Origin of the sequence: Mesorhizobium sp. M1403, from assembly GCF_040317695.1 — a bacterium.
Lineage (GTDB): Bacteria > Pseudomonadota > Alphaproteobacteria > Rhizobiales > Rhizobiaceae > Mesorhizobium.
This window is the reverse complement of record NZ_JAMYKY010000008.1, coordinates 67,268-91,551: the sequence shown is the minus strand read 5'-3', so window position 1 is coordinate 91,551 and position 24,284 is coordinate 67,268. Positions and strand designations below refer to the sequence as shown.

The following is a 24,284-nucleotide window of genomic DNA, read 5'->3' as shown; positions in this document are numbered from 1 at the left end:
ACGGGGAATGACAAGCAAGCACGTGGCCGTCCTTCTGGGGGGATTCTCGTCCGAGCGGCCCGTGTCCCTGTCGTCGGGCAAAGCCTGCGCCGATACACTCGAGGGGGAGGGCTACCAGGTCACCCGGGTCGACGTCTCGCGCGACATCAGCTCGGTGCTCGTCGAGCTCAAGCCCGACGTCGTCTTCAACGCGCTGCACGGCCCCTTCGGCGAGGACGGCACCATCCAGGGCATCCTCGAGTATCTGGCCATTCCGTACACCCATTCCGGCGTGCTTGCCTCGGCGCTCGCGATGAACAAGGAACAGGCCAAGAAGGTCGCCAAGGCGGCCGGCATTCCGGTAGCGGAATCGAAGGTGGCCAATCGCTTCGCCATCCAGAACAAGCACCCGATGAAGCCGCCCTATGTGGTCAAGCCGGTCAACGAAGGATCGAGCTTCGGCGTCGTCATCGTGCATGAAGGCCAGTCGCATCCACCGCAGATCATCGGCTCGTCCGAGTGGAGATATGGCGATACGGTGATGGTCGAGCGTTATGTGCACGGGCGAGAATTGACGTGCGCGGTGATGGGCGATGTGGCGCTCGGTGTCTGCGAGATCATCCCGACCGGCCATTCCTTCTACGACTATGATTCAAAATACGTCGCGGGCGGATCAAAACACGAATGCCCGGCAAAACTTTCACCGAATATTTACCAAAAAATACAGACACTGACGCTCAAGGCTCACCAAGCTATCGGCTGTCGGGGCGTTTCCCGGTCGGACTTCCGTTATGACGATCGTCACTCCGAAAACGGTGAAATTGTCTGGCTCGAGGTCAACACCCAGCCGGGTATGACGCCGACGTCTTTGGTGCCGGAAATCGCCGCGCAAGCGGGACACTCGTTCGGCGATTTGTTGAGTTGGATGGTGGAGGACGCTTCGTGTCTGCGTTGAAGTGGGGACAGGGCAAGGGGAAGGGCGCGGCCGGGCCGGTGCTGTTCGGCATGCCGTTGTCGTTCGACCATTTCGTGCTGCCACGCCTGCTCCGCCGGCCGGTGCGTGTGCTGGCGCGCCTCGGCGAGGGCGATTTCGAAGCGCCGCCCTATTGCGCTGCCATCCTGTCGGCGGCACTGCTTATTTCGAGCAGCGCCTATGGCGCCTATCTCGGCGGGCATGCCGACGCCATCGTCCAGAGTGTCACCGCCCGCACCGGTTTTGCCGTCGACCAGGTCAAGGTCGTCGGCAACCGCGAAACCTCCGAGATCGATATTCTCGACAGGCTGGAACTCGACGGCTGGACCTCGCTGATCGGCTTCGATGCCGAAGCTGCGCGCGAACGCATCACCACGCTGCCCTGGGTCGAAGCCGCGGCAGTGCGCAAAGTCTACCCGCATACGCTGGAAGTGCGCGTCGCGGAGCGCGAGCCGTTCGCGCTGTGGCAGCAAGGGAGCGCGCTTTCGGTCATCGAGAAATCCGGCACCGTCATTGCGCCGTTCTCCGGCGGCAAGCAGATATTGCTGCCGCTGATCATCGGCACCGGCGCACCGGCCAAGGCGCCGGATTTCCTGGCCAGGATCAAGAATTATCCGGAGCTTGCCGCGCGGATCAAAGGCTATATCCGCATCGGCGAACGGCGCTGGGATCTCAAGCTTGAGAATGGCATCACCGTCAAGCTTCCCGAAGACGGTGAGGACCAGGCGATTGCCGACCTGGTCAGGATGGACCACGAGAACGGGCTTTTGACGCGCGACATCGCAGCCGTCGACATGCGCCTTTCCGACCGTCTGGTCGTCCAGTTGACGCCGGAAGCGGCGACGCAGCGCGAGGCTGCGCTCAACGAAAAGCCCAAGATGCTGAAGCGCAAGCCGGAGACGAAGATATGAGCTGGCTTGGCGGCAACAGCGATGCCTCGTCGCGCCGGTCCGGCATCCTGACGGTGCTGGATGTCGGTTCCAGCAAGGTCTGCTGCGTGGTGGCCAAGCTCAAGCCGCGCGACGATGGCAAGCTGCTGCGCGGACGCTCGCATCGCATCCAGGTGATCGGCATCGGCCACCAGAAATCGCAAGGCGTGAAATCGGGCGTCGTCATCGATCTCGACCGTGCCGAGCACGCCATCCGTCTTGCCGTCGACGCCGCCGAACGCATGGCGGGACTGACGGTCGATTCGCTGATCGTCAACATGACCGCCGGCCGGCTGAAGAGCGAGGCTTTTTCGGCCACCATCAATCTCGGCGGCCATGAGGCTGACGAGGCCGACATCAAGCGCGTGCTTGCCGCCGGCGCCAAGCAGGCGCTGCGGGCTGAGCGCGAGGTGATCCATTCGCTTCCCGTGGCCTTTTCGCTGGATGCCGAGCGCGGTGTGCGCGATCCGCGCGGCATGGTTGGCGACCAGCTTGGCGTCGACATGCACGTGCTGACAGGCGACGCGGCGCCCCTGCGCAATCTGGAGCTCTGCATCAACCGCTCGCATCTGTCGGTCGAGCGCATGGTGGCGACGCCCTATGCCAGCGGGCTTGCCGCGCTGGTCGACGACGAGCTCGAAATGGGCGCGGCCTGCATCGATATGGGCGGCGGCACGACGACGATCTCGGTATTTTCGGAAGGCAAGTTCGTCCACGGCGACGCCATCGCGATTGGCGGCAACCACGTCACGCTGGATATGGCCAAGGGCCTATCGACCTCGCTCGATGCCGCTGAAAGGCTGAAAGTGATGCATGGCTCGGCGCTGCCAGGAAGCGCCGACGACCGCGACCTGGTCTCGATCCATCCGATCGGCGAGGACGGCGAGGTGCCGTTGCAGATCCCGCGCTCGGTGATGACGCGCATCATCCGCGCCCGCATCGACGAGACGCTGGAACTGCTGCGCGACCGGCTGAACAAGTCCGGCTACGGCAATGCCGTCGGCAAGCGTGTGGTGCTGACCGGCGGCGCCAGCCAGCTTGCCGGCCTGCCCGAAGCAGCACGCCGCATTCTCGGCCGCAATGTACGTATTGGCCGCCCGCTCGGCGTGGCAGGCCTGCCCGAGGCGGCCAAGGGGCCGGCTTTCTCGACCCCGGTCGGACTCCTGATCTACCCGCAGATGGCGAGCTTCGAGAGCCGCCCGGCGAAGGGAATTTCCGGTCTTCGGATGACCGGAACAGGCGGAAAACTGCATCGAATGAGTCAGTGGTTGAGAGACAGTTTTTAATTTGACGGGGACAGCCCCATAGGCGGCCGCGGCGGCGAAGCGGCGGGAAAGGCAAAGGACGAAGACAATGACCATCAATCTGCAGAAGCCGGACATCACCGAGCTCAAGCCGCGCATCACCGTGTTTGGTGTCGGCGGCGGCGGCGGCAATGCCGTCAACAACATGATCACCGCCGGCTTGCGCGGCGTCGAGTTCGTGGTGGCCAACACCGACGCGCAGGCACTGACGATGTCGAAGGCCGAGCGGCTGATCCAGCTCGGTGCGCATGTCACCGAGGGTCTCGGCGCCGGATCGCAGCCTGAAGTCGGGCGCGCGGCGGCGGAAGAGTGCATCGACGAGATCATCGATCATCTCTCGAACACGCATATGTGCTTCGTCACCGCCGGCATGGGCGGCGGCACCGGCACCGGGGCGGCGCCCGTGGTCGCGCGCGCTGCCCGCGAAAAGGGCATCCTTACCGTCGGCGTCGTCACCAAGCCGTTCCACTTCGAAGGCCAGCGCCGCATGAAGACGGCCGACATGGGTATCGAGGAACTGCAGAAATGTGTCGATACGCTGATCGTCATTCCCAACCAGAACCTGTTCCGGCTGGCCAATGACAAGACGACCTTCGCCGACGCCTTCGCCATGGCCGACCAGGTGCTCTATTCGGGTGTCGCCTGCATCACCGACCTGATGGTCAAGGAAGGCCTGATCAATCTCGACTTCGCCGACGTCCGCTCGGTCATGCGCGAAATGGGCAAGGCGATGATGGGAACCGGCGAGGCTTCGGGCGAGGGCCGCGCAATGGCCGCCGCGGAAGCCGCCATCGCCAACCCGCTGCTCGACGAGACCTCGATGAAGGGCGCCAAGGGCCTGCTGATCTCGATCACCGGCGGCCGCGACCTGACACTGTTCGAAGTCGACGAGGCCGCAACCCGCATTCGCGAAGAGGTCGACCAGGACGCCAACATCATTCTGGGCGCCACCTTCGATGAGGAACTCGAAGGCGTTATCCGCGTGTCGGTGGTCGCCACCGGCATCGACAAATCGGCGGCCGAAATCGCTGCAGCGCCGATCGCCATCCGCACGGCTCCGCCGAAGCCGGTCAGCCGCCCGGCGGCTCAGGTCACGGAAATGCGCCCGGCGCCTGTCCAGCAGCCGATCTATGAACCACGTGCTGCCGATCCGGTCGCCGAGGCCATTCAGCTCGCCGAGGCGAATGCGGCAGCGATGGCGCAGGCCCGCCCGGCACCGGTCGCGCATTCGGAAGACTTCCGTCCGCAGAGCAAGATCTTCCAGGCGCCTCCCGCTCAGCCGCAGCCGATGATGCAGCCAGTGGTTCAGCAAGCGATGCAGCCGGCTCCGCATCGTGAAATGCCGCAGCCGATTGCCGCGGCACCCCAGCGCATGCCGCGGGTAGAGGATTTCCCGCCGCAGGTGAAGGCTGAAGTGGAAGCCAAGGCCCGCCCGGCCGACCACGAGAACAGCGGCCCGATGGGCTTGCTCAAGCGCCTGACCAACGGCCTAACCCGCCGCGAAGAGGAACCTGCACGGCTGCAGCCGGCGCAGCCGCGCGAACCGAAACTGCGCCAGGCGCCGGCGGAAGTGCGCCGCCTAGCCAGCCAGGATCCGCAGCTTTACGCGCCGCGCCGCGGCCAGCTGGACGAGCAGGGCCGACTGACGCCGCAGAGCCGGGCTGTCCAGGAAGACGATCAGCTGGAGATTCCCGCCTTCCTGCGCCGGCAGGCCAATTGATCTGTTGACGGTTCGTAACAGTTGTTAACAGGCGAGCAGGAAACTGTTCGCCTGTTAATATTAAAAGCGATTTTAAAACAAGGACTTATGGGGCAATCCCGCGCTGGACCGCAGTTACAAAGAGTAAGAAACCGTGATTTGGAGTCTCCCTGTGGGACCATTATCTTCGCCACCGACCAAAGTCGGTTTGCTGGGAGTCTCGGGGAAGTGGCCCTGCCTGCCGATCAATCAAGAGCCGCGCCCTCAGGGCAGATGAAGCGGACCTAGGCAGTACGGGCTATGGGGATTGTTTTGCACGACTATCAGACGACACTTAAATCGCGTGCGACGCTGACTGGTATCGGCGTCCATAGCGGCAATCCGGTCACCGTCCATTTCCTGCCGGCAGATGCCGATACGGGTATCGTCTTCCAGCTTTCGAATGCAAGCGGAAGCCACGAATTTCGCGCGCTCGTTTCCGAGGTCGGTGCCACCGACCTCTGCACCATGCTTGGCGATCCGCAAGGCGAGCACATTGCCACGGTCGAGCATCTGATGGCGACGCTCTTTGGGCTTGGGATCGACAATCTCGTCATTGAAATCGACGGCCGTGAGGTGCCTATCCTCGACGGCAGCGCGGTCATGTTCATCGAGGCCATGGACCAGGCAGGCATCGAAACGCTGCCGGTCAAGCGTCGCTACATCAGGGTGGTCAAGCCGGTTCGCATCGAGAACGGCGCCTGCTGGGCGGAGTTCAGGCCCTATGATGGCACGCGCTTCGAGATCGAGATCGATTTCGAAAGCCCGGCGATCGGCCGCCAGCTTTTCGCATCCGATATGAATGCCGACATTTTCCGCCGCGACGTCGCGCGGGCCCGCACTTTCGGGTTCATGAAGGACGTCGAGCGGCTATGGGCAGCTGGCTACGCGCTCGGCTCCTCGCTGGAGAACTCGCTGGTGATCGGCGATGACAACCGCGTGATCAACATGGGAGGCCTGCGCTATCCCAACGAGTTCGCGCGGCACAAGACGATGGATGCAATGGGCGACCTGGCGCTCGCCGGTGCCCGGTTTATCGGCTGCTTCCGCTCCTATCGTGGTGGCCACAGGCTCAACGCCGCGGCGCTGCGCCGTCTCTTGTCCGACCGTTCGGCTTTCGAGATCGTCGAGACGACGCGCCGCGAGCGCGGCCGTGCCGCCGAGATGAGCGCCGTCAATGCCCCCCTCTTTGCGCCCTGGATGATCTGATTCTTAACGTTTTTGCGGCTCTTATTGCGATCAGCTGTGTTGCAAGGATGCATCACTGGCCGGCCAAATCGCACAGCTTTCCAGGTGGCGCCAAACCGCCACAAAAATGTGCGATTGGCCGGGGATAGCGTTGCCGGGCAAGGCGGTTATGGTTTATGGCTGCTGCCGTCGACTGAAATGACGCCGAAAGGGCGGAATCCAATCATGTTTTTCAAGCGAGTTGGTCAATCGAAGGCGCCGCGGCGGGCTGTTTTCCTGGCGCTTTCGGTCGTCGTTCCATCGCTGTTTCTGTCGGCCTGCATGTCGTCCGAGAAGGACGTCGATCTATCGACCTATGTCGATCAGACCGAGCCGGCCGACGTGCTCTATAATCAGGGTCTCGCCAATCTGAATGCCGGGCGCCTGCAGGAGGCAAGCCGCAAATTCGATGCCGTCGACCGCCAGCATCCGTATTCGGAATTCGCCCGCAAATCGATGGTGATGGGCGCCTTTGCCGACTACCGTCAGGGCAATTACGACGAGGCGATTGGTTCGGCCAAGCGCTACCTGACCCTTTACCCGTCGACCGACGATGCAGCCTATGCCCAATATATTATCGGGCTGAGCTACTACCGCCAGATCAAGGACGTCACCCAGGACCAGAAGGAAGCGCGTCTTACCGTGCAGACGATGCAGGACCTGGTGACGCGCTGGCCCACGTCCGAATATGCCGACGACGCCAAGGAGAAGATCCGCTTCGCCAACGATCAGCTCGCCGGCAAAGAGATGCAGATCGGCCGCTATTATCTCGAGCGCCGCGAGTACATCGCAGCCGTCAAACGATTCCGCAACGTGGTGGAGAACTATTCCAACACACGCCATGTCGAGGAGGCGCTGGCGCGTCTGACCGAGAGCTACTACGCGATGGGGCTGACGTCGGAAGCGCAGACCGCCGCGGCCGTGCTCGGCACCAACTATCCCGACAGCCAGTGGTACAAGGACTCCTATAAGCTCCTGCAGAGTGGTGGGCTCGAGCCGCGCGAGAATGCCGGATCGTGGATCTCCAAGGCCGGGAAGCTGATCACCGGCGCCTGAGCGGCGCGTCACCATGCTCTCCAGGCTGTCGATCCGCGATATCGTTCTGATCGAGAAGCTGGACATCGACTTCTCGTCCGGCCTTTCGGTGCTGACCGGCGAAACCGGCGCCGGAAAGTCCATCCTGCTCGACGCCTTGTCGCTGGCGCTTGGCGCCCGCGGCGACGCCTCGCTGGTGCGGCAAGGCGCGGCACAAGGCCAGGTCATCGCTGTGTTCGACGTGCCGCGCAACCACCCGGCCCGTATGCTGCTCGCCGAGAACGCCATCGAGGACGACGGCGACATCATCCTGCGCCGCGTCCAGACGGCGGACGGCCGCACGCGCGTTTTCGTCAACGACCAGCCGTCCAGCGTGACGCTGATGCGCGACGTCGGCCATGCGCTGGTCGAGATCCACGGCCAGCACGACGAGCGCGCTTTGGTCGATCCCGGTGCGCATCGGGAATTGCTGGACAGCTTCGGCGGTCATCTGGGCGCCGCGCGTGCAACAGGCGAGGCGTGGCGGCACTGGCGCGCCTGCGAGCAGGAATTTTCACGGCACCGGGCCAAAGTCGAGGCGGCTTCCCGCGAGGCCGATTATCTGCGTGCGGCGGTCGCCGAATTGACCAGGCTCGATCCGCAACCGGGTGAAGAGACCGAGCTCGCCGACCTGCGCGCCTCGATGATGCGTGCCGAAAAGATCGCCTCGGAAATCCACGATGCGCAGGATGTGCTCTCGGGCCCGTCCTCACCCTTGCCGCAGTTGGCCAGCCTGCTCAGGCGGCTGCAGCGCAAGGTGACGGAAGCGCCCGGCTTGCTTGAAGAGGTCGTCAAATCGCTCGACGAGGCGATGCTGTCGCTCGACGCGGCGCAGTCGGGCGTGGAAGCAGCACTTCGCGCCACTGAATATGATCCGCAGCGGCTGGAGAAGGCCGAGGAGCGGCTGTTTGCGCTGCGTGCCGCCTCGCGCAAGCACAGCGTCGCTGTCGACGATCTGGCGCAACTGCGCGACACCATGGCGGCCGACCTTACCGATCTCGACGCTGGCGAAGAGCGCCTGCATGCGCTGGAGAGACAGGCTGCAGCTGCGCGTCAGGCCTATGACATTACGGCGGCCCAGCTGTCGTCGCTTCGCCATGCGGCGGCCGCAGGGCTGACCAAGGCGGTAATGGCCGAACTGCCGGCGCTGAAGCTCGAACGGGCTGAGTTCATCGTCGAGATCGCAAGCGATGCCGGGAGCCGCATGGAAGAAGGCATCGACCAGGTCGAGTTCTGGGTGCACACCAACCCCGGCACCCGGCCCGGCCCAATGATGAAGGTCGCTTCCGGCGGCGAGCTTTCGCGCTTTCTGCTGGCACTCAAGGTGGCGCTGGCCGATCGCGGCTCGGCGCCGACCCTGGTCTTCGACGAAATCGACACCGGGGTAGGCGGCGCGGTTGCCGACGCCATCGGCCAGCGGCTGGCGCGGCTGGCAAAGCGCGTGCAGGTGCTTTCGGTCACGCACGCGCCGCAAGTGGCGGCGCGCGCCGCGACGCATTTCCTGATCTCCAAGTCAGGCGGGGCCGACCGGGTGTCGACCGGCATCGCCGAGATGGACCGGGCGGCGCGGCAGGAGGAGATCGCGCGCATGCTCGCCGGCGCCACCATCACCGACGAGGCGCGCGCGGCGGCCGAGCGCTTGCTGCGGGAGAACATCGCGGCAGCGTAGAGCGGTTCATCACGCCGAACCGCTCTACCTCTTTGTTTTGCGCAATTCCGGACGGAAAACCGTTTCACACTTTTCCTGGAATTGCTCTAGACGAGTTCGTTTCCGGCGCTCGTGACCTGAGTCAGGGTCTGGCTCCATCCTGCTGTTCAGGAATGATTTCCGTGTCTGATCTCTCCCTCATGAGAGAATCCTGTTCTATTGTGTCGCGCCACCGTGGAGGGAGCAGTGTATGGACGAAAAACCAGTCGATTCGCTCAGCGAAAGCGAGGCGGCAAGCGAGTTGAAGCGGTTGGCGCAGGAGATCGCCGAGCACGACCGGCGCTACCATGGCGAGGACGCGCCGATAATCACGGACGCGGAATATGACGCGCTGACGCGGCGCAATCTCGCCATCGAACAGCGCTTCCCTGCTTTGCTGCGTGAGGATTCCCCCTCACGCAGGGTCGGCGCGCCACCGGCGGAAGGCTTTGCCAAGGTGCGTCATGCGGTGCCGATGCTCAGCCTCGCCAAGGCCTATACCGACCAGGATGTCGCCGATTTCATCGTACGTGGCCGGCGGTTCTTTGATCGCGACAAGGATCTGGACATCGCCTTCACGGCTGAGCCGAAGATCGACGGGCTGTCGGCTTCGCTGCGTTATGAAGGTGGTGTGTTCGTGCAGGGGGCAACGCGCGGCGACGGCGCCGTTGGCGAGGACATCACCGCCAATCTGAGGACCATCGCCGACATTCCCAAGACCTTGAAGGGATCGGGCTGGCCCGAGGTCATCGAAATACGCGGTGAGGTCTATATGACCTACGCGGAATTCGAGGCGTTGAAGCAGCGCTCGGCGGCGATCGGCGGCCAGGATTACGTCAATCCGCGCAATACCGCGGCCGGGTCGCTCCGTCAGAAGGACCCGTCTATTACCGCCAGCCGCAACCTCAAGTTCTTTGCCTACGCCTGGGGCTTTACCACAAAGGATCCGGCTCCGACCCAGTACGATTCCGTGCAGAAATTCGCGGAGTGGGGGTTCAAGGTCAGCCCGCTGATGGTCCGGGCAAGATCGGTCGAGGAACTGGTCGCGCATTATCACCTGATCGAGACCCAGCGCTCATCACTGGGCTACGACATCGACGGCGTCGTCTACAAGGTCGACCAGCTGGAATTGCAGCGCAGATGGGGTTTCGTCACTGGCGAACCACGCTGGGCCATCGCCCACAAATTTCCGGCCGAACAGGCCATGACAACCGTGCTGAGGATCGACATTCAGGTCGGCCGTACCGGTACGCTGGCGCCCGTTGCCCGGCTTGCACCCGTCACGGTCGGCGGCGTCGTGGTCGAAAACGTCACGCTTCACAACGAAGATTACATCAAGGGTCTGGACAGCAACGGCCAGCCGATCCGCGACGGCTATGACGTGCGTATCGGCGACACAGTGGTCATCCAGCGGGCAGGGGACGTCATTCCGCAGATCGTGAGCGTCGTAGCCGATAAGCGTCCGCCAGATGCCGTGCCCTACGAATTCCCGCACAAATGTCCGATCTGTGGCTCACCCGCAACGCGCGAGATCAACGAGAAGACCGGCAAGGAGGATTCCCGCCGCCGCTGCACCGGCGAACTGATCTGCCCTGCGCAGGCCGTGGAAGGATTGCGCCATTTCGTGTCACGCGGCGCCATGGATATCGAAGGCCTGGGCGCTGAAAACATAGATCTGTTCTTCAACGCCGGGTTGATCAAGACAGCCGCCGATATCTTTACGCTCAGGGATCGTCGTCCCGCCGTTACCAAGGCGCTGGCCGAGCGGCGGGAAGAGCAGGCCAGGCAGCGTGAGGCCGCGTCGGGCAAGACGCGCAAGAATGTACGCAGTGTCGAGGAACGCAACTACGACGGCCTCGACAAGCTCTTCGCTGCCATCGACGCTCGCCGCGAACCGGAAATTGATCGCTTCATCTTTGCGCTGGGCATCCGCCATATCGGCGAAACGACGGCCGCTGTGCTTGCCCGAACCTTCTCGACGATCGAGGAGTTGATCCGCGTTGGCAAGGAGACGGCGGCGGCGGCCGATCCACACACCGTTTTTCCTTCGATCAACGGCATCGGCGATACGGTGATAGGTGCGCTTCGCGATTTCTTCGGCAATGAACGCAACGACGCCGTGCTTGAAGCGCTGCTCACACAGGTCCACCCGAAGCCATACATTGTGAACGTCTCAGCCGATAGTGCGGTCGCCGGCAAGACAATCGTGTTTACAGGCACGCTGGAAAAGATGACGCGCCCCGAGGCCAAGGCGATGGCTGAACGTCTCGGCGCGAAGGTCGCCGGCTCGGTTTCTGCGAAGACCGATCTCCTGGTAGCGGGGCCGGGCGCCGGTTCCAAGCTGAAGGACGCGACCAAATTCGGCATCGAGGTGATCGACGAGGACACCTGGCTGCAGCGGATCGGCAAGGGCGGGTGATGGCGGCTGTGTTCTACGGTTTTGGGCAAAAGGCCATTCCCTTCCTCAAGGCGCTCGATTTTCATCAGAGCCGGGAGTGGTTTTTGGAAAACCGCGACCTTTTCGAACGCGACCTGCGTGATCCCTTCGGCGATCTGGTCGAGACGCTCTCCGAGCGCTTCACGGCCGCGGGGCTCGGCCTGCGCGGCGACCGCAAGAAGTCGCTGTTCCGGATTAACCGCGATGTGCGTTTCGCCAAGGACAAACGGCCCTATAACCGGCATTTGTCGGCGATCCTTTCGCCTGACGGCACCAAGATGGAACAGGGCGTGTTTTACGTCCATATCGGGCTCGATCGCTGCTTTGCCGCCGTTGCCTGGTGGCAGCCCGGACCGGAGCTATTGCTGGCGCTGCGCAACGCGATCGCGAAGCGGCCGGCTGAATTCCGCACCCTCGTCGCGGCGCTGAAGAAGAACGGCCTCGAGCTCGACCCGGACGGCTGCATGAAGCGCACGCCGCGCGGCTTCGAGCATATCGCCGAGCCCGATCTCGCTGCCGCGATCCGCAATCGGCATTTTGCCGTCCGGCACGCAGTCGAGCCGGCGGATATTTATGGAGCTGGATTGGTCGACGAACTCGTCGACTTCGTCATGCGGGCAAAACCGCTGCTCGACTGGGGCAGGGCGATCGAAGGCAAGGCTTCGCCGCGCTAGCGGATAAATCAGACAGTCAAATGCGCCGCGCAGTGTAGAGGCTGGTGGTCATGTTGCGGGTTATGGAGCCTTGGAACTCGTCGCGGACGATGCGACCCAGCTCCGCCAGGATTGCTTCGCGGTCGCTGCGGATGTTGATGTTGGAAAAAGTGGCATAGAGGGCGACCGTCTGGTCAGGATCGAGGACGAGCGACCAGACACTTGTCCGATGTTCGATGGAATCGAACGCGCCGGTTCGCTCCAGCGCCGCCACGCGGGCCTCGGCATCAAGGGCGAACGGAATACCATTTGAGCCCGCCGAAGGGCTCGAAGGCCCTTCAAGCAGTGCCTTCGTCGCATCATGAAAGGGATCGGGGCGACTGTTGTCGCCGAATACATTCCAGACCATTGCCCACCAGCCGCCCGGCCGAAGCAGCTCGGCGACCTTGACCAGCGCGGTGTCCTCATCCAGCCAATGAAAGGCAGTGGCGCTGACGCCGAGATCAAAACCGGCCTTCTCAAGGACGGCATCCTCAAACGCAGAGACGCTCACCGAGAGCGCCTTGTCCTGAATAGTCTCGCAAAGGAAAGTCGCGAGGCGAGAATCCGGCTCGATGGCGAGCATCGGGCTCGCGCCCAGTTCGAGTAAGCGGCGCGTAGCAGTTCCTGTACCTGCGCCAATCTCGAACGTCGCCGTGCCAGGGGCGAGACGGCACCGTTCACATAGAATTTCGAATACCCAATCAGGATAGCCAGGCCGCGTCGCGTGATAGCTGCCGGGATCGGCGCCGAAGGCCAGGCGGCCGAATTTTGGATCGATGAAAAATTCGCTCATTGCAACCACCTCTGGGGAACCACCTCTGGCCTTGGGTCTGTGGCCGCCACTTTTGGCAAGGACCGATGGGCGCCAACGGATATGCCCTCCCAGGTGCCAAGCGTCTGATTTTTATCCACTGGGCACTGGAGCGCCTTGCCGCCCGCCTCAGCCATCACTTCCGCTGATCATTTGCCTCAAGCGAATTGGTGTGACAAGGAGGGCGGCCCTCCCTACATACGACCGTCCCGAGGAGCGATTGATGTCGGCGGAAGCAATCTCCGAAAACGGTGCGAAAAGCGATTTCTGGCAAGGCGTGCGGCTCAGCATGCCCGTCGTGGTGGCATCGGCGCCGTTTGCATTGCTGTTCGGGGCGCTCGCAGTCGACAACGGGCTTTCCGTGCTCGAAGCGTTCCTGATGAGCGCAACGGTGTTCGGCGGCGCCAGCCAGATGGTCGGCATCGAGCTGTTCGGCCAGCATGTCGCGCCGTGGCTGATCGTGCTGTCGATCTTCGCGGTGAATTTTCGCCACGTGCTCTATTCGGCCGGTATCGGCCGGCGCATCGCGCATTGGCCACTGATCCAGCAGGCGATAGGCTATTTCGTGCTCACTGATCCGCAGTTCGCGATGGCCGAGCGCAAGGCGGAGGCCGGCGAAACCGTCGGGTTTACCTGGTATATGGGGCTTGGGCTGCCGGTCTATGTGTTCTGGGTCATCGAAAGCGCGCTCGGCGCGATGTTCGGCAAGCTTATTCCCGACACCCATGTGCTGGGCATCGACTTCCTGCTGCCGATCTATTTTCTCGGCCTGGTCATGAGCTTCCGCAAGCGGCCGCTGTGGCTGCCGGTGGTCATCGCCAGCGCTGCCGCCTCCATCATTGCGTACAAAACCGTCGGCTCGCCCTGGCATGTCTCCATAGGTGCGCTGGCCGGCGTGCTGCTCGCCGTCATCCTGCCGCCTCGCCACAGCGGTGTCGAGGCACGGCCATGAGCACAACCTTGTGGATCATCGTCGCCGCTGCGATCGCGACCTATCTGACCCGCATCGGCGGTCATCTGGTGATCTCGCGCTTCGACCAGATCCATCCGCGCGTCGAGGCCGGGCTGAGCGCCGTGCCGGCGGCGGTGCTGACCACGCTGGTGGCGCCGGCGGCGCTCAGCGCCGGACCGGCGGAATGGGCAGCCTTGATCGTTGCCGGCCTTGTCTCACTGCGCGGCGGCCTGATGGCGATGTTCCTGGCGGGTGCTGCCGTGCTGATCCTCGCGCGGCAGCTCGTCGGGTAGTGGACCGACGGAGTACGCCTGTCTTCCTGCCAGATCGCCGCTTCACGGTATTTTGCCGTCCATCTTCGGGAACAGAACGACACTCTCCTGTGCGGTCGGTTCGTTGCGGGCGCCAATAAAGGTGGCCGGCGTGCTTGCCCGGTTCACGGCAACGTGAAGCACGTTGGCGGGAATGTAGAGATAGTCGCCGGGATGCACGAGGTCGCGAAACTGCAGTTCGTCCCCGCTCCACATCTCCAACTCGTCTCCGCTCAGCATATAAAATGCTGTTTCGTGGCGCGCATGGACATGGGCTTTGGTCCGCTTGCCCGGCGGGATTGAGGCGACGCCCAGCCAAAGGGCCTTCGCTCCGACGGTCTCAGCACTTATTCCCGGCAGATAGTCCGACCCCTGTTCGGCCCGATAAGCCTCGCCGCCCCTAACAACCAAAGCCTTTCCCTCGCTGGGCGCAGCACTGTCCATTGCGGCCGGCTGTTTCAACATCATCATCTTGAACCTCCATTTGTGTTAGTCTGTGCGAAGGACGGCCAGAATGATCAGTCCCCCGTCCGAAGTCCTTAACAGGAGGCGAAAAGTTCCGAATTCTTCCGAAGCCGGAAAGCGAGATGCTTCAGCACCGCGACGCTTCGCGTTCGGGCCGTTCGTGCTCGACCTGCTGCGCGGGACGCTTGTTCGCGAGGGCAAGCCAGTTGCGGTCGGGCAAAAAGGCTTGTCGTTGCTTCAGGCCCTGGTGGAGGCACCGACGCAGGCGCTGAGCAGGACGGCCCTCGTGGAGGCCGCCTGGTCCGATGCCGTCGTCGAGGAAAGCAATCTTTCGGTGCAGATTGCCGCCCTGCGCAAGCTACTCGGCCCGCAGCCGGACGGCAGCGAATGGATCGCCACCGTCCCCCGCACCGGATATCGCTTCGCCGGCAGTGTTCATGTGCTTGACCCCGCTGCAGACGATGCGCTTCCGAGCCAACTGGCGGGTCTCTCCGAAAGGGCGTCCATTGCGGTGTTGCCGTTCGCCAATGTCAGCGGCGACAGGGAACAGGCCTATCTGGCTGACGGCATCACCGAGGACATCATCACCGCGCTGGCGAGGTTCCGATGGTTCCGGGTGATCGGGCGCAATTCCAGCTTCGTCTATAAGGACAAGTCGGTCGACTCCAAACAGGTGGCCCGCGAGCTTGGCGCCCGTTATGTCTTGGAAGGAAGTGTGCGCCGGTCCGGCCAGCAGATCCGGGTCTCGACGCAACTGGTCGATGCCGCCTCGGCCAATCAGATCTGGGCCGAACGATACGAGATGGAACTGACGGAGGCGTTCGCCGTCCAGGATGCCATAGCCGAGCGGGTGGCTGGTGCGATCGAACCCGAACTGCTCAAGACGGAGTCGCTCCCAGCCGTTGGACGCAACAGCGGAAATGCGACGGCCTGGGACCTGGTGCGGCAAGGTACCTGGCATTTTCACCACGTCGGCCGTCAAACTCACTTGCGTGGCCGCGAGTTATTTCGGCTGGCGTGCAAGCTCGATCCTGAACTCGCAGAGGCCCATCTCTGGCTCGGTCGGGTGAGCGCCGGCATCGTCGCTTACGGCTGGAGCGACAAGCCGGCACAGGATATCCGAGAAGGCCTGGATGCAGCCCTGAAGGCGGTTCGGCTCGACGAGAAAAATCCCTATTCGCATTATGCGCTCGCCATCTGCAGCATCTATGCCAATGCGCAGGAACAAGCCGTTCTTGCTGCGGAAAGAGCGATCGAGATCAGCCCAAGTTTCGCTCTTGGTCATCTGGCTATGGGAATGGGGCAGCTTTTCCGCGGCAGCGCATCCGAAGCGATAGCGCCGCTCGAACACGGCCTTATGTTGAACCGGTACGATCCGCAGAACTTCGTCTGGTTTAATGTCCTGGCGCTCGCTTATCTATTTGCGGGGCAGGCAAACGAGGGGCTCGTCGCGGCGATTGAGGCTCGCAAGGTCGGTCCCACGTGGCGACCCACCCATGAAACACTCGCCTGCTGCTACGTCTCGCTTGGCCGTCTGCCGGAGGCAAGATCTTGCGTCGAACTGATGCGGGAGATGGAGAACCCTACAGGCGATGCCTTGGCGCCGCTTAGGCTGCGCAATCCACATTGGGCAGACCAGATGGCGGATCTGTTGAAGAAAGCCGGTTGGCAGCAGTAAGGCTGCGGTCAATCCCCTGCAGATTGGCGTCGTCTGTGTGATGTCGGTCACGCAGTTGTTGGGCAGCACAAGCCAGGTCGGCTTCGCACTCAGGGTGATGCTGCGGTCCGGTCGATAGCCGACCCACCGCCATTGCGAAAATCACCACTTCTGATTGTACGCTTCGCCGCAGCGCCCATAAGCCCAGCGAACGAAACAATAGCTCCTGCCCAGCCAGCAGGCTTCTTGAATATCGACGCGACCCGCGACAGGCTCAGCCGGATCGCCTCCGCTCTCTCCTGGTGGGCGCGACGCACGGCGCCGCTATAGAGCGCCTCGCGCTGCTTCGGCGTCAATGCGCTTAGATCGATCGGCTGGATGCCGAAGGGCTCAGGCGACATTTCCATCTCCCCTGGTTTGCCGTGTTGATTGGCAGCTACACCGGCGATTTACGGGAAAGGGCTAATCAGCTAAAATGAATAATTAAGATCGTTATGTTCTCCAGGAGAGATATATGGATTTGGCCGATCTGCGCATCTTCCGCACGGTGGTGCGCGAGGGCGGAATCACCAGGGCAGCGGAAAAACTGTTTCGAGTGCAATCGAACGTGACCACACGCATCCGGCAGCTCGAGGAGGATCTCGGCGTGCAGCTGTTTATCCGGGAGGGCAAGCGCCTGCACGTATCGCCCGCCGGTCACAAATTGATCGGCTATGCGGATCGGCTGCTGGCGCTTGCAGAGGAGGCGCGAACGGCGATGCTCGATCCACGCCCGCGCGGCACGCTTCGCCTAGGTGCCATGGAGAGCACCGCCGCGGCACGGCTTCCAAGTCTGCTCGCCGACTATCACGCACGTTATCCCGAAGTGGAAATCCAGTTGCGCACCGGCAACCCGCAGGTTCTCGCGACCGCCATGCTTGCCGGCGAACTCGATGCAGCCTTCGCCGCCGAGCCGATCGCCGACGCTCCGTTCGAAAAGCAGTCAGCATCCCAGGAGCAACTGGTCATTGTCTCGGCGGCATCGCGCGTTTCGATCGACGACCGCCTGGACATGCCCAAAACCATGATAGCCTTCGAGCACGGCTGCCCGCACCGCAAGCGGCTGGAACAATGGTACGCGCGCAGAGGGTTCATGGCCGAGAAAACCATCGAGCTTGGTTCATACCATGCCATCCTTGGTTGCGTGGTGGCTGGCATGGGCATAGCGCTGATGCCGAAAAGCGTGCTTTCGGGTTTCCCGGAGAGCCGCTGGCTAAAGCTGCACGAACTGCCCGCTGACGAAGACAACGCCGTTACGGTGTTGTTCTGGCGCAAGGGAGCCGGTTCTTCCAACGTCACGGCTTTGCAAGAACTGCTTGCGGAGCAAAGCCTGTCAACCGGCGTTGCCGCCGCCGCTATTGCTTGAAGTCGTGCGGCAGCGGGGCGGTTGCCTTTTCCAGCCAGGCCAGCGTCTCGCCGTCGAGCATCGGTCCGATCTCGGCCAGCACCCGCGCGTGGTATTCGTCGAGCCAATGCAACTCGTCACGCGTCAACAGATCCGACCGGATCAGCCGCTTGTCGATCGGCGCCAGCGTCAGCGTCTCGAAGCCATGCATGGCGATGTCACCGCCTTCGACCATCTCAGCCGGAGTGACCAGGACAAGATTTTCGATGCGGATGCCGTAAGAACCTTCCTTGTAATAGCCGGGCTCATTGGAGACGATCATGCCGGCCAGCAGCTTTTCGGTGCCGGTCTTGGCGATACGCTGCGGGCCCTCATGTACGGCAAGATAGGAGCCGACACCGTGCCCGGTGCCATGGGCGAAATCGCAGCCGTGTCTCCATAGCGCCAGGCGCGCCACTGCATCGATTTCGGAACCGCGCGTGCCTGGGGGAAAGCGCAGCATGGAGATGCCGATCATGCCTTTCAGCACCAGCGTGAAGCGTTCGCGCATCTCCTCGGCCGGCGTACCGATCGGCACTGTGCGGGTGATGTCGGTGGTGCCGTCCTGGTACTGTCCGCCGGAGTCGAGCAGGAACAGCTCGCCATGCTCCAGTTTGCGATTGGTGGCGCGGGAGACGCGATAGTGCATGATGGCGCCGTTGGGGCCGGCGCCGGAGATGGTGTCGAACGACACGTCGCGCAGCGGCATCTGTGTTTCGTCGCCGGTGTGCCGGCGCGTCTCTTCAAGCCTGGTGACAACGGTGATTTCGTCGAGCGTGCCGGGCTCCTGACGGTCGAGCCAGCACAGCAGCTTCGCGACCGCGGCGCCGTCACGGCGATGCGCGGCGCGGGCGCCGGCGATCTCGGCTTTGTTCTTCGTTGCGCGTGGGATGCGGGCCGGATCCGGTGCGGCAGTGACGGTGCCGCCATTGTCCTCGACCAGCATGCTGAGCTTCTCCGCCGCCAGAGCCGGGTCCAGCGCGATTTTTGCACCGCCCTTCGCCAGGGTGACGATCGCTGTTTCGAATTCACCGGGTTCGTGCAATTCGGCGAGCTGCGTCAGATAGGCTGCGACGGTGCGTGAGAACTTGCGCTGGTCCATGAAAAGCAGATGCGATCCGTCGGCGGCGAGCACGGCAAAGCCGAGCGCCAGCGGTGTGTGCGGCACGTCGCCACCACGGATGTCGAAGGCCCAGGCGATGGAGGAGGGGTCGGTCAATACGGCATGGGTGGCGCCCTCCTTCTCGATGGCTGCCGCCAGCCGGACCAACTTGTCCTTGGCCAGTTCGCCGGCAAAGCCGATCGGGTGGATCTCGACCGGCGCCAGTGGCGGCCCGGGCTGGTCCTGCCAAATGGCGTCGATCGGATTTTGTTCGAGCGGCACCAGTATCGCGCCGGACTTCACGGCCGAGGCCCTCAGCGCCTTGACGTCGCTGATCGTATGCAGCCATGGATCGAAGCCCAACCGCACGCCCTTGCCGAGATTGTCCTTGATCCAGTTGGCCGGCGGGTTGTCGACAAGGCTCTCGATCGAAAAGATGTCGAGATCGACCTCCTGGCGCACCTGCAGCGTGTAGCGCCCGTCGACAAACATGGCGGCGCGCTTGCCAAGCACAATGGCGACGCCGGCCGAGCCGCTGAAGCCGGTCAGCCATTTCAGCCGTGCCGATCGGTCGGCGACATATTCGCCCTGGTGCTCGTCGGCGCGGGGCACGATGAAGCCGTCCAGCCCATTCGCCGCCAACCATTGGCGTAGCATTGCCACGCGCGGCTTGCCAACGGCCGGATCGCCGGCGGAATCGAAGGTCTGGAACATGTGGGCTCTCCTCGAATGCTGGCGCGACCGTAGCGCATGACCTCGAAAATCGGAATCGATTTTCGGAACGATCATGCCTGGTCGCGACAGCCTCTTTTTGCGCATGGAGGCCATGCAGAATCGGCGATTTCAAAAAGCGTCAGCAAGGCTTACCTTCTTAACGTGGAGGAACGTGTCTTATTGCCTGCAAAGGAGACCATCATGTCCACGATTTCAGCCAGACGCGGATTTTTCAGAAGCGCTGTGAACGCGCTGATCGAAGCTCGCCAGCGCGAAGCGAGCCGGTATGTGAGCGGCGTTTTGCTTGGCTTTGATGACGAAACGCTGAAAGCTCACGGCTACGATCGCGAAGAGCTGAAGAAAGCGGCGAACTCTCGCTAGGTCCGAGCGGATGCGTTGAAGGCGCTGCGCCTCAGCGCTTGAGGTGGATCGTCACCCAGCCTTCGCGGTGCAAGGTGCGGACGTGCCGGAATTTCTGGCCGACATAGGCCGCGATCACCGCGTCGCGCTGGCGCTCGAGAATGCCTGACAAAACGATCGAGCCACCGCGCGCGATATGCCCGGCCATTTGAGGCGCCAGCCGCATCAGCGGCCGCGCCAATATATTGGCAATTATCAGGTCGAAGGGCGCACGCGCGGCAAAGATCGGATGATGAAAACCGGGTGCAGCCGCCGTTTCAATGAGCGCCTTGACATGGTTCAGCCGCGCATTGGCGGCGGCCACCTTGACGGCGACCGGGTCGATGTCGGTCGCCAGCACCGGAATATGCGCGAGCTTGGCCACCGCGATGGCGAGCACCGCGCTGCCGGTGCCAAGGTCGAGCGCGTTGCGCGGATGCTCGCGCTCTATGACCTGCTCCAGCATTTCGAGGCAGCCGGCGGTGGTGCCGTGATGGCCGGTGCCGAAGGCAAGGCCGGCCTCGATCTCGATGGCGAGCTCACCGCTGTGGCGCTTCCTGCGGTCATGCGCGCCATGGACGAAGAAGCGCCCGGCCCGCACCGGCTTCAACCCCTCCAGCGAGCGCGCCACCCAGTCGATGTCGGGCAGCGCTTCGCGCTCTATCGATTTCGACAGCGACAGTCCGGCAAGGATGTCTCTAAGCCGCGCCTCGACCGCATCGACGTCGTCGTCGGCATAGAGCGATACTTCGTGGATGTCGCGGTCCTCGTCGACCTCGAGCACCGCAATCGGCAGGCCCTCATCGTCGAACGCCGCACCGAGGGCCGCGAAGATGCGATCAGCCTCGATCTTGCCCGCGGTGAAATACAAACGCGTCTGCGTCATTACCGGATATGTCAACCTTCCGCCGCCAGCCGTTTGAGCTTGGCGATGGCGGCGTCCGGGCTTTCGCCATAGGCAATGGTGCCGGCGAAATCGCCCTTGGCATTGAGCAGCAGCACCGAAGCGGTGTGGTCCATCGTGTAGTCGCCGTCGTTCGTGTCGACTTTCTTCCAGTAGATACCGAAGGACTTGGCCATGGCGTGGACCTTGTCGGGATCGCCGGTGATGCCGAGGATGCGATCGGAGAAATTGCTGACATAGGTGTTCATGATTTCGGGCGTGTCGCGCTCCGGGTCGACCGTAACGAAATAGGCTCGCAGGTTCTTGCCGTCGTCGCCCGTCGTCTTCAGCCAGCCGGCCAACTCGAAAAGCGTGGTCGGGCAGACTTCCGGACAATGCGTGAAGCCGAAGAAGACGACGCTGGGGTGGCCGCGAAAGGCGGCTTCGGTGACCGGCGCGCCCTTCTGGTCGACCAGCGTGAACGGCGCTCCGAACGGCTCGCCGCCATAATGTCCGCGGTACCAGTCGAAGGTGAGCCAGCCGATGCCTGCGGCCATCAGGACCAGAATGCCGACCAGAATTGAACGCATCATCAGTGAAAGTCCGTCGTGATTTCCATCGGCCGCCATATTGGCGCCGTGAAGGCCCCAGCTTGGCGATCACTCTTAGCGGTTCAGTCGCACCGACGCAAAGATGTCGCGTTGCCGCAACCGGCAATGCTGTGGGAAGGCGATCTGCTTGCAAAGCGCCGCCGTTCGTCCCACCTGAGGTCGGCAAAATTCGAACCGCAGGAGGCCTCTTTGCGAAAATTGATTGGCGGCGCGTTGGCTGCATGCCTGGTCATTGGTGCCGGCGCGGCCGTCGCCGAGGAAGTCGGCAAGGTCGGCGTCGATTGGCTCGGCAACGACATCATCGTCGAGGCGATCAAGGATCCGAAGGTCGAGGGCGTGACCTGCCACGTCTCCTATTTCGACCGTGGCATGATCGACCGCCTGCAGAAAGGCAACTGGTTCGAGGACCCGTCCGATTCTTCGATCTCCTGCCGCCAGACCGGGCCGATCACCATTGGCGACATCGACATGAGCGAGGCCGGCGAGGAGGTGTTCAAGCAAGGCATCAGCCTGATCTGGAAAAAGCAGGTGGTGAACCGCATCTACGACAAGGCCAACGAGACGCTGATCTACCTATCGCATTCGCGCCAGGTGCAGGATGGCTCGGCAAAGATGTCGGTCACCACCGTGCCGCTCTACGGCCAGAACGTGGTGTGGACCAGCGGCAAGCCGAAATAGAGACTGAAGGTGCTACAGGGTCCTTGGCGCATCCAAACGGATGCGCGGCGCTGCACTCGGCTTGCGAGACTATGCGTGCCGGCGTAAAGCGCGCGCATGGACCGTCCCGAACACCTTGTCCTGAAAGATCCCGAGCCGCGCATCCATCCGACGGCGGAGCTGAAGGCGTGCAAGCTTGGACGCTATGCGTCGATCGGCGAGCGGGTCATCCTACGCGAGGTGACGGTCGGCGATTTCTCCTACTTCGAGCGCCACGCTGAAGCGATCTATACGACGATCGGCAAATTCTGCTCGATTGCCGCCAACAGCCGCATCAATGCGCTGGAACATCCGGTCGAGCGGCTGACGCAACACAAGATCAGCTACCGGCCCAACGAGTACTTCCGCTGGCTGGGTGTCGATCAGGCGTTCCGCAACCGACGGCGGGCGAAAGCCGTCAGCATCGGCCATGATGTCTGGATCGGCCATGGCGCGGTGATCATGCCTGGCATAGTGATCGGCAACGGCGCGATCGTCGGTGCCAACGCGGTGGTGACGCGCGACGTGCCGGCCTATGCAATCGTCGCTGGCGTTCCGGCCAGGCCATTGTACCAGCGCTTCAGCGCGGAAACTGCGGCACGGATCGAACGTCTTGCCTGGTGGGACTGGCCGGTCGAGAAACTGGCCAGGGCAGTCCCCGACATGCAGGCCTTGCCTATCGAGGCTTTCCTCGACCGCTGGGAAAACGACGCCGCCTGATCGTTGCGAGCGCGGCGCGTGCGCTGTTTGACCGTGAATTCCTCCTCGCAGGGAACTCGAAGCAGTTGCCGATTGTTTCTCCCTGCCATGATCGAAAAGCTGTTCACCAGGATCGCCAACCATATCGCCCATCTTGCCGGTCTGCCGCCGACGTTTGCCGTCTGTTTCCTGATCATTGTGGTCTGGGCGGCAAGCGGTCCGGTCTTCGGCTTTTCCGACACGTGGCAGCTCGTCATCAATACCGGCACCACGATCGTCACCTTCCTGATGGTGTTTCTCATCCAGAACACCCAGAACCGCGACAGTGCTGCGATCCAGGCCAAGCTCGACGAGTTGATCCGCGTCAGCAAAGCCAAGAATACCTTTATCGGCATCGAGCACCTGACCGAATCCGAAGTCGAGGAAATCCGGGCCAAATGTGAACGCGCGGCGAAGCGGCACGACGAACAGGTTGCCGACATGGCCGCAGCCAAAGCCGTGGCCAAGAAGCGCAACGCGAAGAAGCACGCTTCGGCGTGAGGGAGCCTGTTGTCCGGGTTCCTGCGCGACGTTCGCCGGATCATTTCATGAATGCTGCAAAGGCTTCCTTGTAGTCCGGGTGCCAGCGCGACAGGGCAGGGCGGTTCTCGATGATGTCGCCAATCGCCCAAGCCATGCGCTTTTCGTCCATGGACCGGGTCGCCTCGTTATCGGGACACAGGATGTAGAAATCGCCACGCAGCACCGAGGCCAGCATGAAGTCGATGACCTGCTCGCCGGTCCAGGCGCCGGCCGGCTTTTCGGTCGCACCTTCGGTCAGGCCGGTAAAGGTAAACCCGGGAATGAGCAAATGCGCCGCGACATTGGCGCCGGGCTCGTTGCGCAGCGCGTGTGCAAGGCCCTCGGTATAGGTCTTCACGCCAGCCTTGGAGACGTTGTAGGCGAGGTTGCCGGGCGGCGTGGTGATGCCTTGCTTGGAGCCGGTGTTGACGATCAGACCCGGCTTTCCCGCCGCCAGCATGCGCGGCGCAAAGGCCTCGACGCCATGGATGACACCCCAGAAATTGATGTCCAGCAACTGCTTCCAGGCCTCGCGGTTCTCCCAGGGCTTGCCGGGGTTGTTGCCGACGCCGGCATTGTTCATCAGCAGCGAGACGTCGCCGAAGGCGCCGAATGTCCGTTCGGCCAGTCGGTCGAGCTCGTCGGCTTTCGAGACGTCAGTTGCAACGGCAAGCACGGCGCTCTCGCCGGCGATGGCGGCGACGGCGTGTCGGGCCTCATCGAGGCGTGCGCCGCCGATGTCGGCCAGCACGATCTTCATGCCCATCGCCGCTAGCCGTTTGGCCGCGGCAAGGCCGATGCCGCTGGCCGCGCCGGTGATGACGGCGACATTACCGGAGGCAAGTGCGGGCAGGGCGGTCTGGATCTCGGCGTTGGTGGTCATGATTTTCTCCTGTTCTGGCCGCGGCGAACTTAGCGCGGAACGAGGCTCGCGCAAGCCGATGCCGGTATCTTCGG

General features: G+C 62.9%; 24 protein-coding genes. 17 read left to right on the top strand and 7 right to left on the bottom strand.

What is annotated here, in order from left to right; genetic code table 11:
• The first annotated feature begins 7 nt into the window (after window positions 1-7).
• The 9 genes from NKH01_RS15820 to NKH01_RS15780 all read left to right on the top strand — a co-directional run bounded on the left by NKH01_RS15820 (window position 8) and on the right by NKH01_RS15780 (window position 12,022).
• The gene (locus NKH01_RS15820; RefSeq protein WP_023721198.1) at window positions 8-934 is read left to right on the top strand and encodes a D-alanine--D-alanine ligase; all 927 of its coding nucleotides are present in this window, start codon (window positions 8-10) and stop codon (window positions 932-934) included.
• On the top strand, window positions 922-1,863 hold the full coding sequence (locus tag NKH01_RS15815) for a cell division protein FtsQ/DivIB (protein WP_353021038.1): 942 nt from the start codon (window positions 922-924) through the stop codon (window positions 1,861-1,863). The genes NKH01_RS15820 and NKH01_RS15815 overlap by 13 nt, the downstream gene beginning before the upstream one ends.
• Window positions 1,860-3,167: a cell division protein FtsA gene (gene ftsA / locus NKH01_RS15810; protein WP_023721196.1), complete on the top strand. Its 1,308-nt coding sequence runs from the start codon at window positions 1,860-1,862 to the stop codon at window positions 3,165-3,167. The genes NKH01_RS15815 and ftsA overlap by 4 nt, the downstream gene beginning before the upstream one ends.
• A 67-nt stretch (window positions 3,168-3,234) precedes the next feature.
• Window positions 3,235-4,905, top strand: coding sequence for a cell division protein FtsZ (gene ftsZ, locus NKH01_RS15805; protein ID WP_023721195.1), 1,671 nt, complete (start codon window positions 3,235-3,237; stop codon window positions 4,903-4,905).
• Window positions 4,906-5,184: 279 nt separating this feature from the next.
• Window positions 5,185-6,132: a UDP-3-O-acyl-N-acetylglucosamine deacetylase gene (gene lpxC / locus NKH01_RS15800; RefSeq protein WP_352481535.1), complete on the top strand. Its 948-nt coding sequence runs from the start codon at window positions 5,185-5,187 to the stop codon at window positions 6,130-6,132.
• 204 nt (window positions 6,133-6,336) lie between these two features.
• Window positions 6,337-7,206, top strand: coding sequence for an outer membrane protein assembly factor BamD (locus tag NKH01_RS15795; RefSeq protein WP_352456160.1), 870 nt, complete (start codon window positions 6,337-6,339; stop codon window positions 7,204-7,206).
• A gap of 13 nt (window positions 7,207-7,219) precedes the next feature.
• The gene (gene recN, locus NKH01_RS15790; RefSeq protein ID WP_353021036.1) at window positions 7,220-8,893 is read left to right on the top strand and encodes a DNA repair protein RecN; all 1,674 of its coding nucleotides are present in this window, start codon (window positions 7,220-7,222) and stop codon (window positions 8,891-8,893) included.
• Between the two features lie 229 nt (window positions 8,894-9,122).
• Complete coding sequence (ligA, locus tag NKH01_RS15785; protein ID WP_353021034.1) at window positions 9,123-11,330, top strand: NAD-dependent DNA ligase LigA; 2,208 nt, start codon at window positions 9,123-9,125, stop codon at window positions 11,328-11,330.
• On the top strand, window positions 11,330-12,022 hold the full coding sequence (locus NKH01_RS15780) for a DUF2461 domain-containing protein (protein WP_353021031.1): 693 nt from the start codon (window positions 11,330-11,332) through the stop codon (window positions 12,020-12,022). Before ligA ends, NKH01_RS15780 begins: the two co-directional genes overlap by 1 nt.
• 16 nt (window positions 12,023-12,038) lie before the next feature.
• On the opposite strand, the gene NKH01_RS15775 is transcribed toward NKH01_RS15780, so the two are convergent.
• A complete protein-coding gene (locus NKH01_RS15775) occupies window positions 12,039-12,836 on the bottom strand; it encodes a class I SAM-dependent methyltransferase (protein ID WP_352481533.1) in 798 nt (265 codons plus the stop codon).
• A 241-nt stretch (window positions 12,837-13,077) separates the two neighbouring features.
• Between NKH01_RS15775 and NKH01_RS15770 the strand changes: the two genes are divergently transcribed.
• Window positions 13,078-13,806 carry an AzlC family ABC transporter permease gene (locus NKH01_RS15770; RefSeq protein ID WP_353021028.1) on the top strand — a complete coding sequence of 243 codons (729 nt, stop codon included), beginning with the start codon at window positions 13,078-13,080 and terminating at the stop codon, window positions 13,804-13,806.
• Window positions 13,803-14,099 carry an AzlD family protein gene (locus NKH01_RS15765; RefSeq protein ID WP_353021025.1) on the top strand — a complete coding sequence of 99 codons (297 nt, stop codon included), beginning with the start codon at window positions 13,803-13,805 and terminating at the stop codon, window positions 14,097-14,099. The genes NKH01_RS15770 and NKH01_RS15765 overlap by 4 nt, the downstream gene beginning before the upstream one ends.
• A 42-nt stretch (window positions 14,100-14,141) precedes the next feature.
• Here NKH01_RS15765 and NKH01_RS15760 read toward each other — a convergent pair whose 3' ends face one another.
• Window positions 14,142-14,588, bottom strand: coding sequence for a cupin domain-containing protein (locus tag NKH01_RS15760; RefSeq protein WP_502912631.1), 447 nt, complete (start codon window positions 14,586-14,588; stop codon window positions 14,142-14,144).
• Between the two features lie 154 nt (window positions 14,589-14,742).
• On the opposite strand from NKH01_RS15760, the gene NKH01_RS15755 reads away from it, so the two are divergent.
• Window positions 14,743-16,260, top strand: a complete 1,518-nt coding sequence (locus tag NKH01_RS15755) for a winged helix-turn-helix domain-containing tetratricopeptide repeat protein (protein ID WP_353021022.1) — start codon at window positions 14,743-14,745, stop codon at window positions 16,258-16,260.
• Between the two features lie 89 nt (window positions 16,261-16,349).
• Here the strand turns inward: NKH01_RS15755 and NKH01_RS15750 are convergent, their stop codons facing one another.
• Window positions 16,350-16,640 (bottom strand): hypothetical protein, encoded by a 291-nt coding sequence (locus NKH01_RS15750; RefSeq protein WP_156948172.1) that lies wholly within the window; start codon window positions 16,638-16,640, stop codon window positions 16,350-16,352.
• 113 nt (window positions 16,641-16,753) lie between these two features.
• Here NKH01_RS15750 and NKH01_RS15745 point away from each other — a divergent pair, with 113 nt between their 5' ends.
• Entirely contained in the window at window positions 16,754-17,644 is an 891-nt protein-coding gene (locus NKH01_RS15745) for a LysR family transcriptional regulator (RefSeq protein WP_353021019.1), read from the top strand.
• On the opposite strand, the gene NKH01_RS15740 is transcribed toward NKH01_RS15745, so the two are convergent.
• Window positions 17,634-19,478, bottom strand: a complete 1,845-nt coding sequence (locus NKH01_RS15740) for an aminopeptidase P family protein (RefSeq protein WP_353021016.1) — start codon at window positions 19,476-19,478, stop codon at window positions 17,634-17,636. The two genes, NKH01_RS15745 and NKH01_RS15740, sit on opposite strands and share 11 nt — an antisense overlap.
• A gap of 36 nt (window positions 19,479-19,514) precedes the next feature.
• Here NKH01_RS15740 and NKH01_RS15735 point away from each other — a divergent pair, with 36 nt between their 5' ends.
• On the top strand, window positions 19,515-19,859 hold the full coding sequence (locus NKH01_RS15735) for a hypothetical protein (protein ID WP_348633244.1): 345 nt from the start codon (window positions 19,515-19,517) through the stop codon (window positions 19,857-19,859).
• A gap of 31 nt (window positions 19,860-19,890) precedes the next feature.
• On the opposite strand, the gene NKH01_RS15730 is transcribed toward NKH01_RS15735, so the two are convergent.
• Window positions 19,891-20,763 (bottom strand): 50S ribosomal protein L11 methyltransferase, encoded by an 873-nt coding sequence (locus NKH01_RS15730; protein WP_353021013.1) that lies wholly within the window; start codon window positions 20,761-20,763, stop codon window positions 19,891-19,893.
• A gap of 11 nt (window positions 20,764-20,774) precedes the next feature.
• On the bottom strand, window positions 20,775-21,353 hold the full coding sequence (locus NKH01_RS15725) for an SCO family protein (RefSeq protein ID WP_353021010.1): 579 nt from the start codon (window positions 21,351-21,353) through the stop codon (window positions 20,775-20,777).
• A gap of 207 nt (window positions 21,354-21,560) precedes the next feature.
• Between NKH01_RS15725 and NKH01_RS15720 the strand changes: the two genes are divergently transcribed.
• From NKH01_RS15720 to NKH01_RS15710, 3 genes are all read left to right on the top strand, one after another.
• Window positions 21,561-22,049 carry a CreA family protein gene (locus NKH01_RS15720; RefSeq protein WP_023721178.1) on the top strand — a complete coding sequence of 163 codons (489 nt, stop codon included), beginning with the start codon at window positions 21,561-21,563 and terminating at the stop codon, window positions 22,047-22,049.
• A gap of 96 nt (window positions 22,050-22,145) precedes the next feature.
• A complete protein-coding gene (locus tag NKH01_RS15715; protein WP_352481528.1) occupies window positions 22,146-22,787 on the top strand; it encodes a DapH/DapD/GlmU-related protein in 642 nt (213 codons plus the stop codon).
• 87 nt (window positions 22,788-22,874) lie between these two features.
• Entirely contained in the window at window positions 22,875-23,306 is a 432-nt protein-coding gene (locus NKH01_RS15710; RefSeq protein ID WP_353021205.1) for a low affinity iron permease family protein, read from the top strand.
• Window positions 23,307-23,346: 40 nt separating this feature from the next.
• Here the strand turns inward: NKH01_RS15710 and NKH01_RS15705 are convergent, their stop codons facing one another.
• Window positions 23,347-24,210 carry an SDR family NAD(P)-dependent oxidoreductase gene (locus NKH01_RS15705; RefSeq protein ID WP_023721175.1) on the bottom strand — a complete coding sequence of 288 codons (864 nt, stop codon included), beginning with the start codon at window positions 24,208-24,210 and terminating at the stop codon, window positions 23,347-23,349.
• Between the last annotated feature and the right edge of the window lie 74 nt (window positions 24,211-24,284).

Coding starts and splice junctions, on each gene's coding strand:
- NKH01_RS15820 (WP_023721198.1), top strand. CDS start 8: ATGACAAGCAAGCACGTGGCCGTCCTTCTGGGGGGATTCTCGTCCGAG.
- ftsA (WP_023721196.1), top strand. CDS start 1,860: ATGAGCTGGCTTGGCGGCAACAGCGATGCCTCGTCGCGCCGGTCCGGC.
- ftsZ (WP_023721195.1), top strand. CDS start 3,235: ATGACCATCAATCTGCAGAAGCCGGACATCACCGAGCTCAAGCCGCGC.
- lpxC (WP_352481535.1), top strand. CDS start 5,185: ATGGGGATTGTTTTGCACGACTATCAGACGACACTTAAATCGCGTGCG.
- NKH01_RS15795 (WP_352456160.1), top strand. CDS start 6,337: ATGTTTTTCAAGCGAGTTGGTCAATCGAAGGCGCCGCGGCGGGCTGTT.
- recN (WP_353021036.1), top strand. CDS start 7,220: ATGCTCTCCAGGCTGTCGATCCGCGATATCGTTCTGATCGAGAAGCTG.
- ligA (WP_353021034.1), top strand. CDS start 9,123: ATGGACGAAAAACCAGTCGATTCGCTCAGCGAAAGCGAGGCGGCAAGC.
- NKH01_RS15780 (WP_353021031.1), top strand. CDS start 11,330: ATGGCGGCTGTGTTCTACGGTTTTGGGCAAAAGGCCATTCCCTTCCTC.
- NKH01_RS15775 (WP_352481533.1), bottom strand. CDS start 12,836: ATGAGCGAATTTTTCATCGATCCAAAATTCGGCCGCCTGGCCTTCGGC.
- NKH01_RS15770 (WP_353021028.1), top strand. CDS start 13,078: ATGTCGGCGGAAGCAATCTCCGAAAACGGTGCGAAAAGCGATTTCTGG.
- NKH01_RS15765 (WP_353021025.1), top strand. CDS start 13,803: ATGAGCACAACCTTGTGGATCATCGTCGCCGCTGCGATCGCGACCTAT.
- NKH01_RS15760 (WP_502912631.1), bottom strand. CDS start 14,588: ATGATGATGTTGAAACAGCCGGCCGCAATGGACAGTGCTGCGCCCAGC.
- NKH01_RS15750 (WP_156948172.1), bottom strand. CDS start 16,640: ATGTCGCCTGAGCCCTTCGGCATCCAGCCGATCGATCTAAGCGCATTG.
- NKH01_RS15745 (WP_353021019.1), top strand. CDS start 16,754: ATGGATTTGGCCGATCTGCGCATCTTCCGCACGGTGGTGCGCGAGGGC.
- NKH01_RS15740 (WP_353021016.1), bottom strand. CDS start 19,478: ATGTTCCAGACCTTCGATTCCGCCGGCGATCCGGCCGTTGGCAAGCCG.
- NKH01_RS15735 (WP_348633244.1), top strand. CDS start 19,515: ATGACCTCGAAAATCGGAATCGATTTTCGGAACGATCATGCCTGGTCG.
- NKH01_RS15730 (WP_353021013.1), bottom strand. CDS start 20,763: ATGACGCAGACGCGTTTGTATTTCACCGCGGGCAAGATCGAGGCTGAT.
- NKH01_RS15725 (WP_353021010.1), bottom strand. CDS start 21,353: ATGATGCGTTCAATTCTGGTCGGCATTCTGGTCCTGATGGCCGCAGGC.
- NKH01_RS15715 (WP_352481528.1), top strand. CDS start 22,146: ATGGACCGTCCCGAACACCTTGTCCTGAAAGATCCCGAGCCGCGCATC.
- NKH01_RS15710 (WP_353021205.1), top strand. CDS start 22,875: ATGATCGAAAAGCTGTTCACCAGGATCGCCAACCATATCGCCCATCTT.
- NKH01_RS15705 (WP_023721175.1), bottom strand. CDS start 24,210: ATGACCACCAACGCCGAGATCCAGACCGCCCTGCCCGCACTTGCCTCC.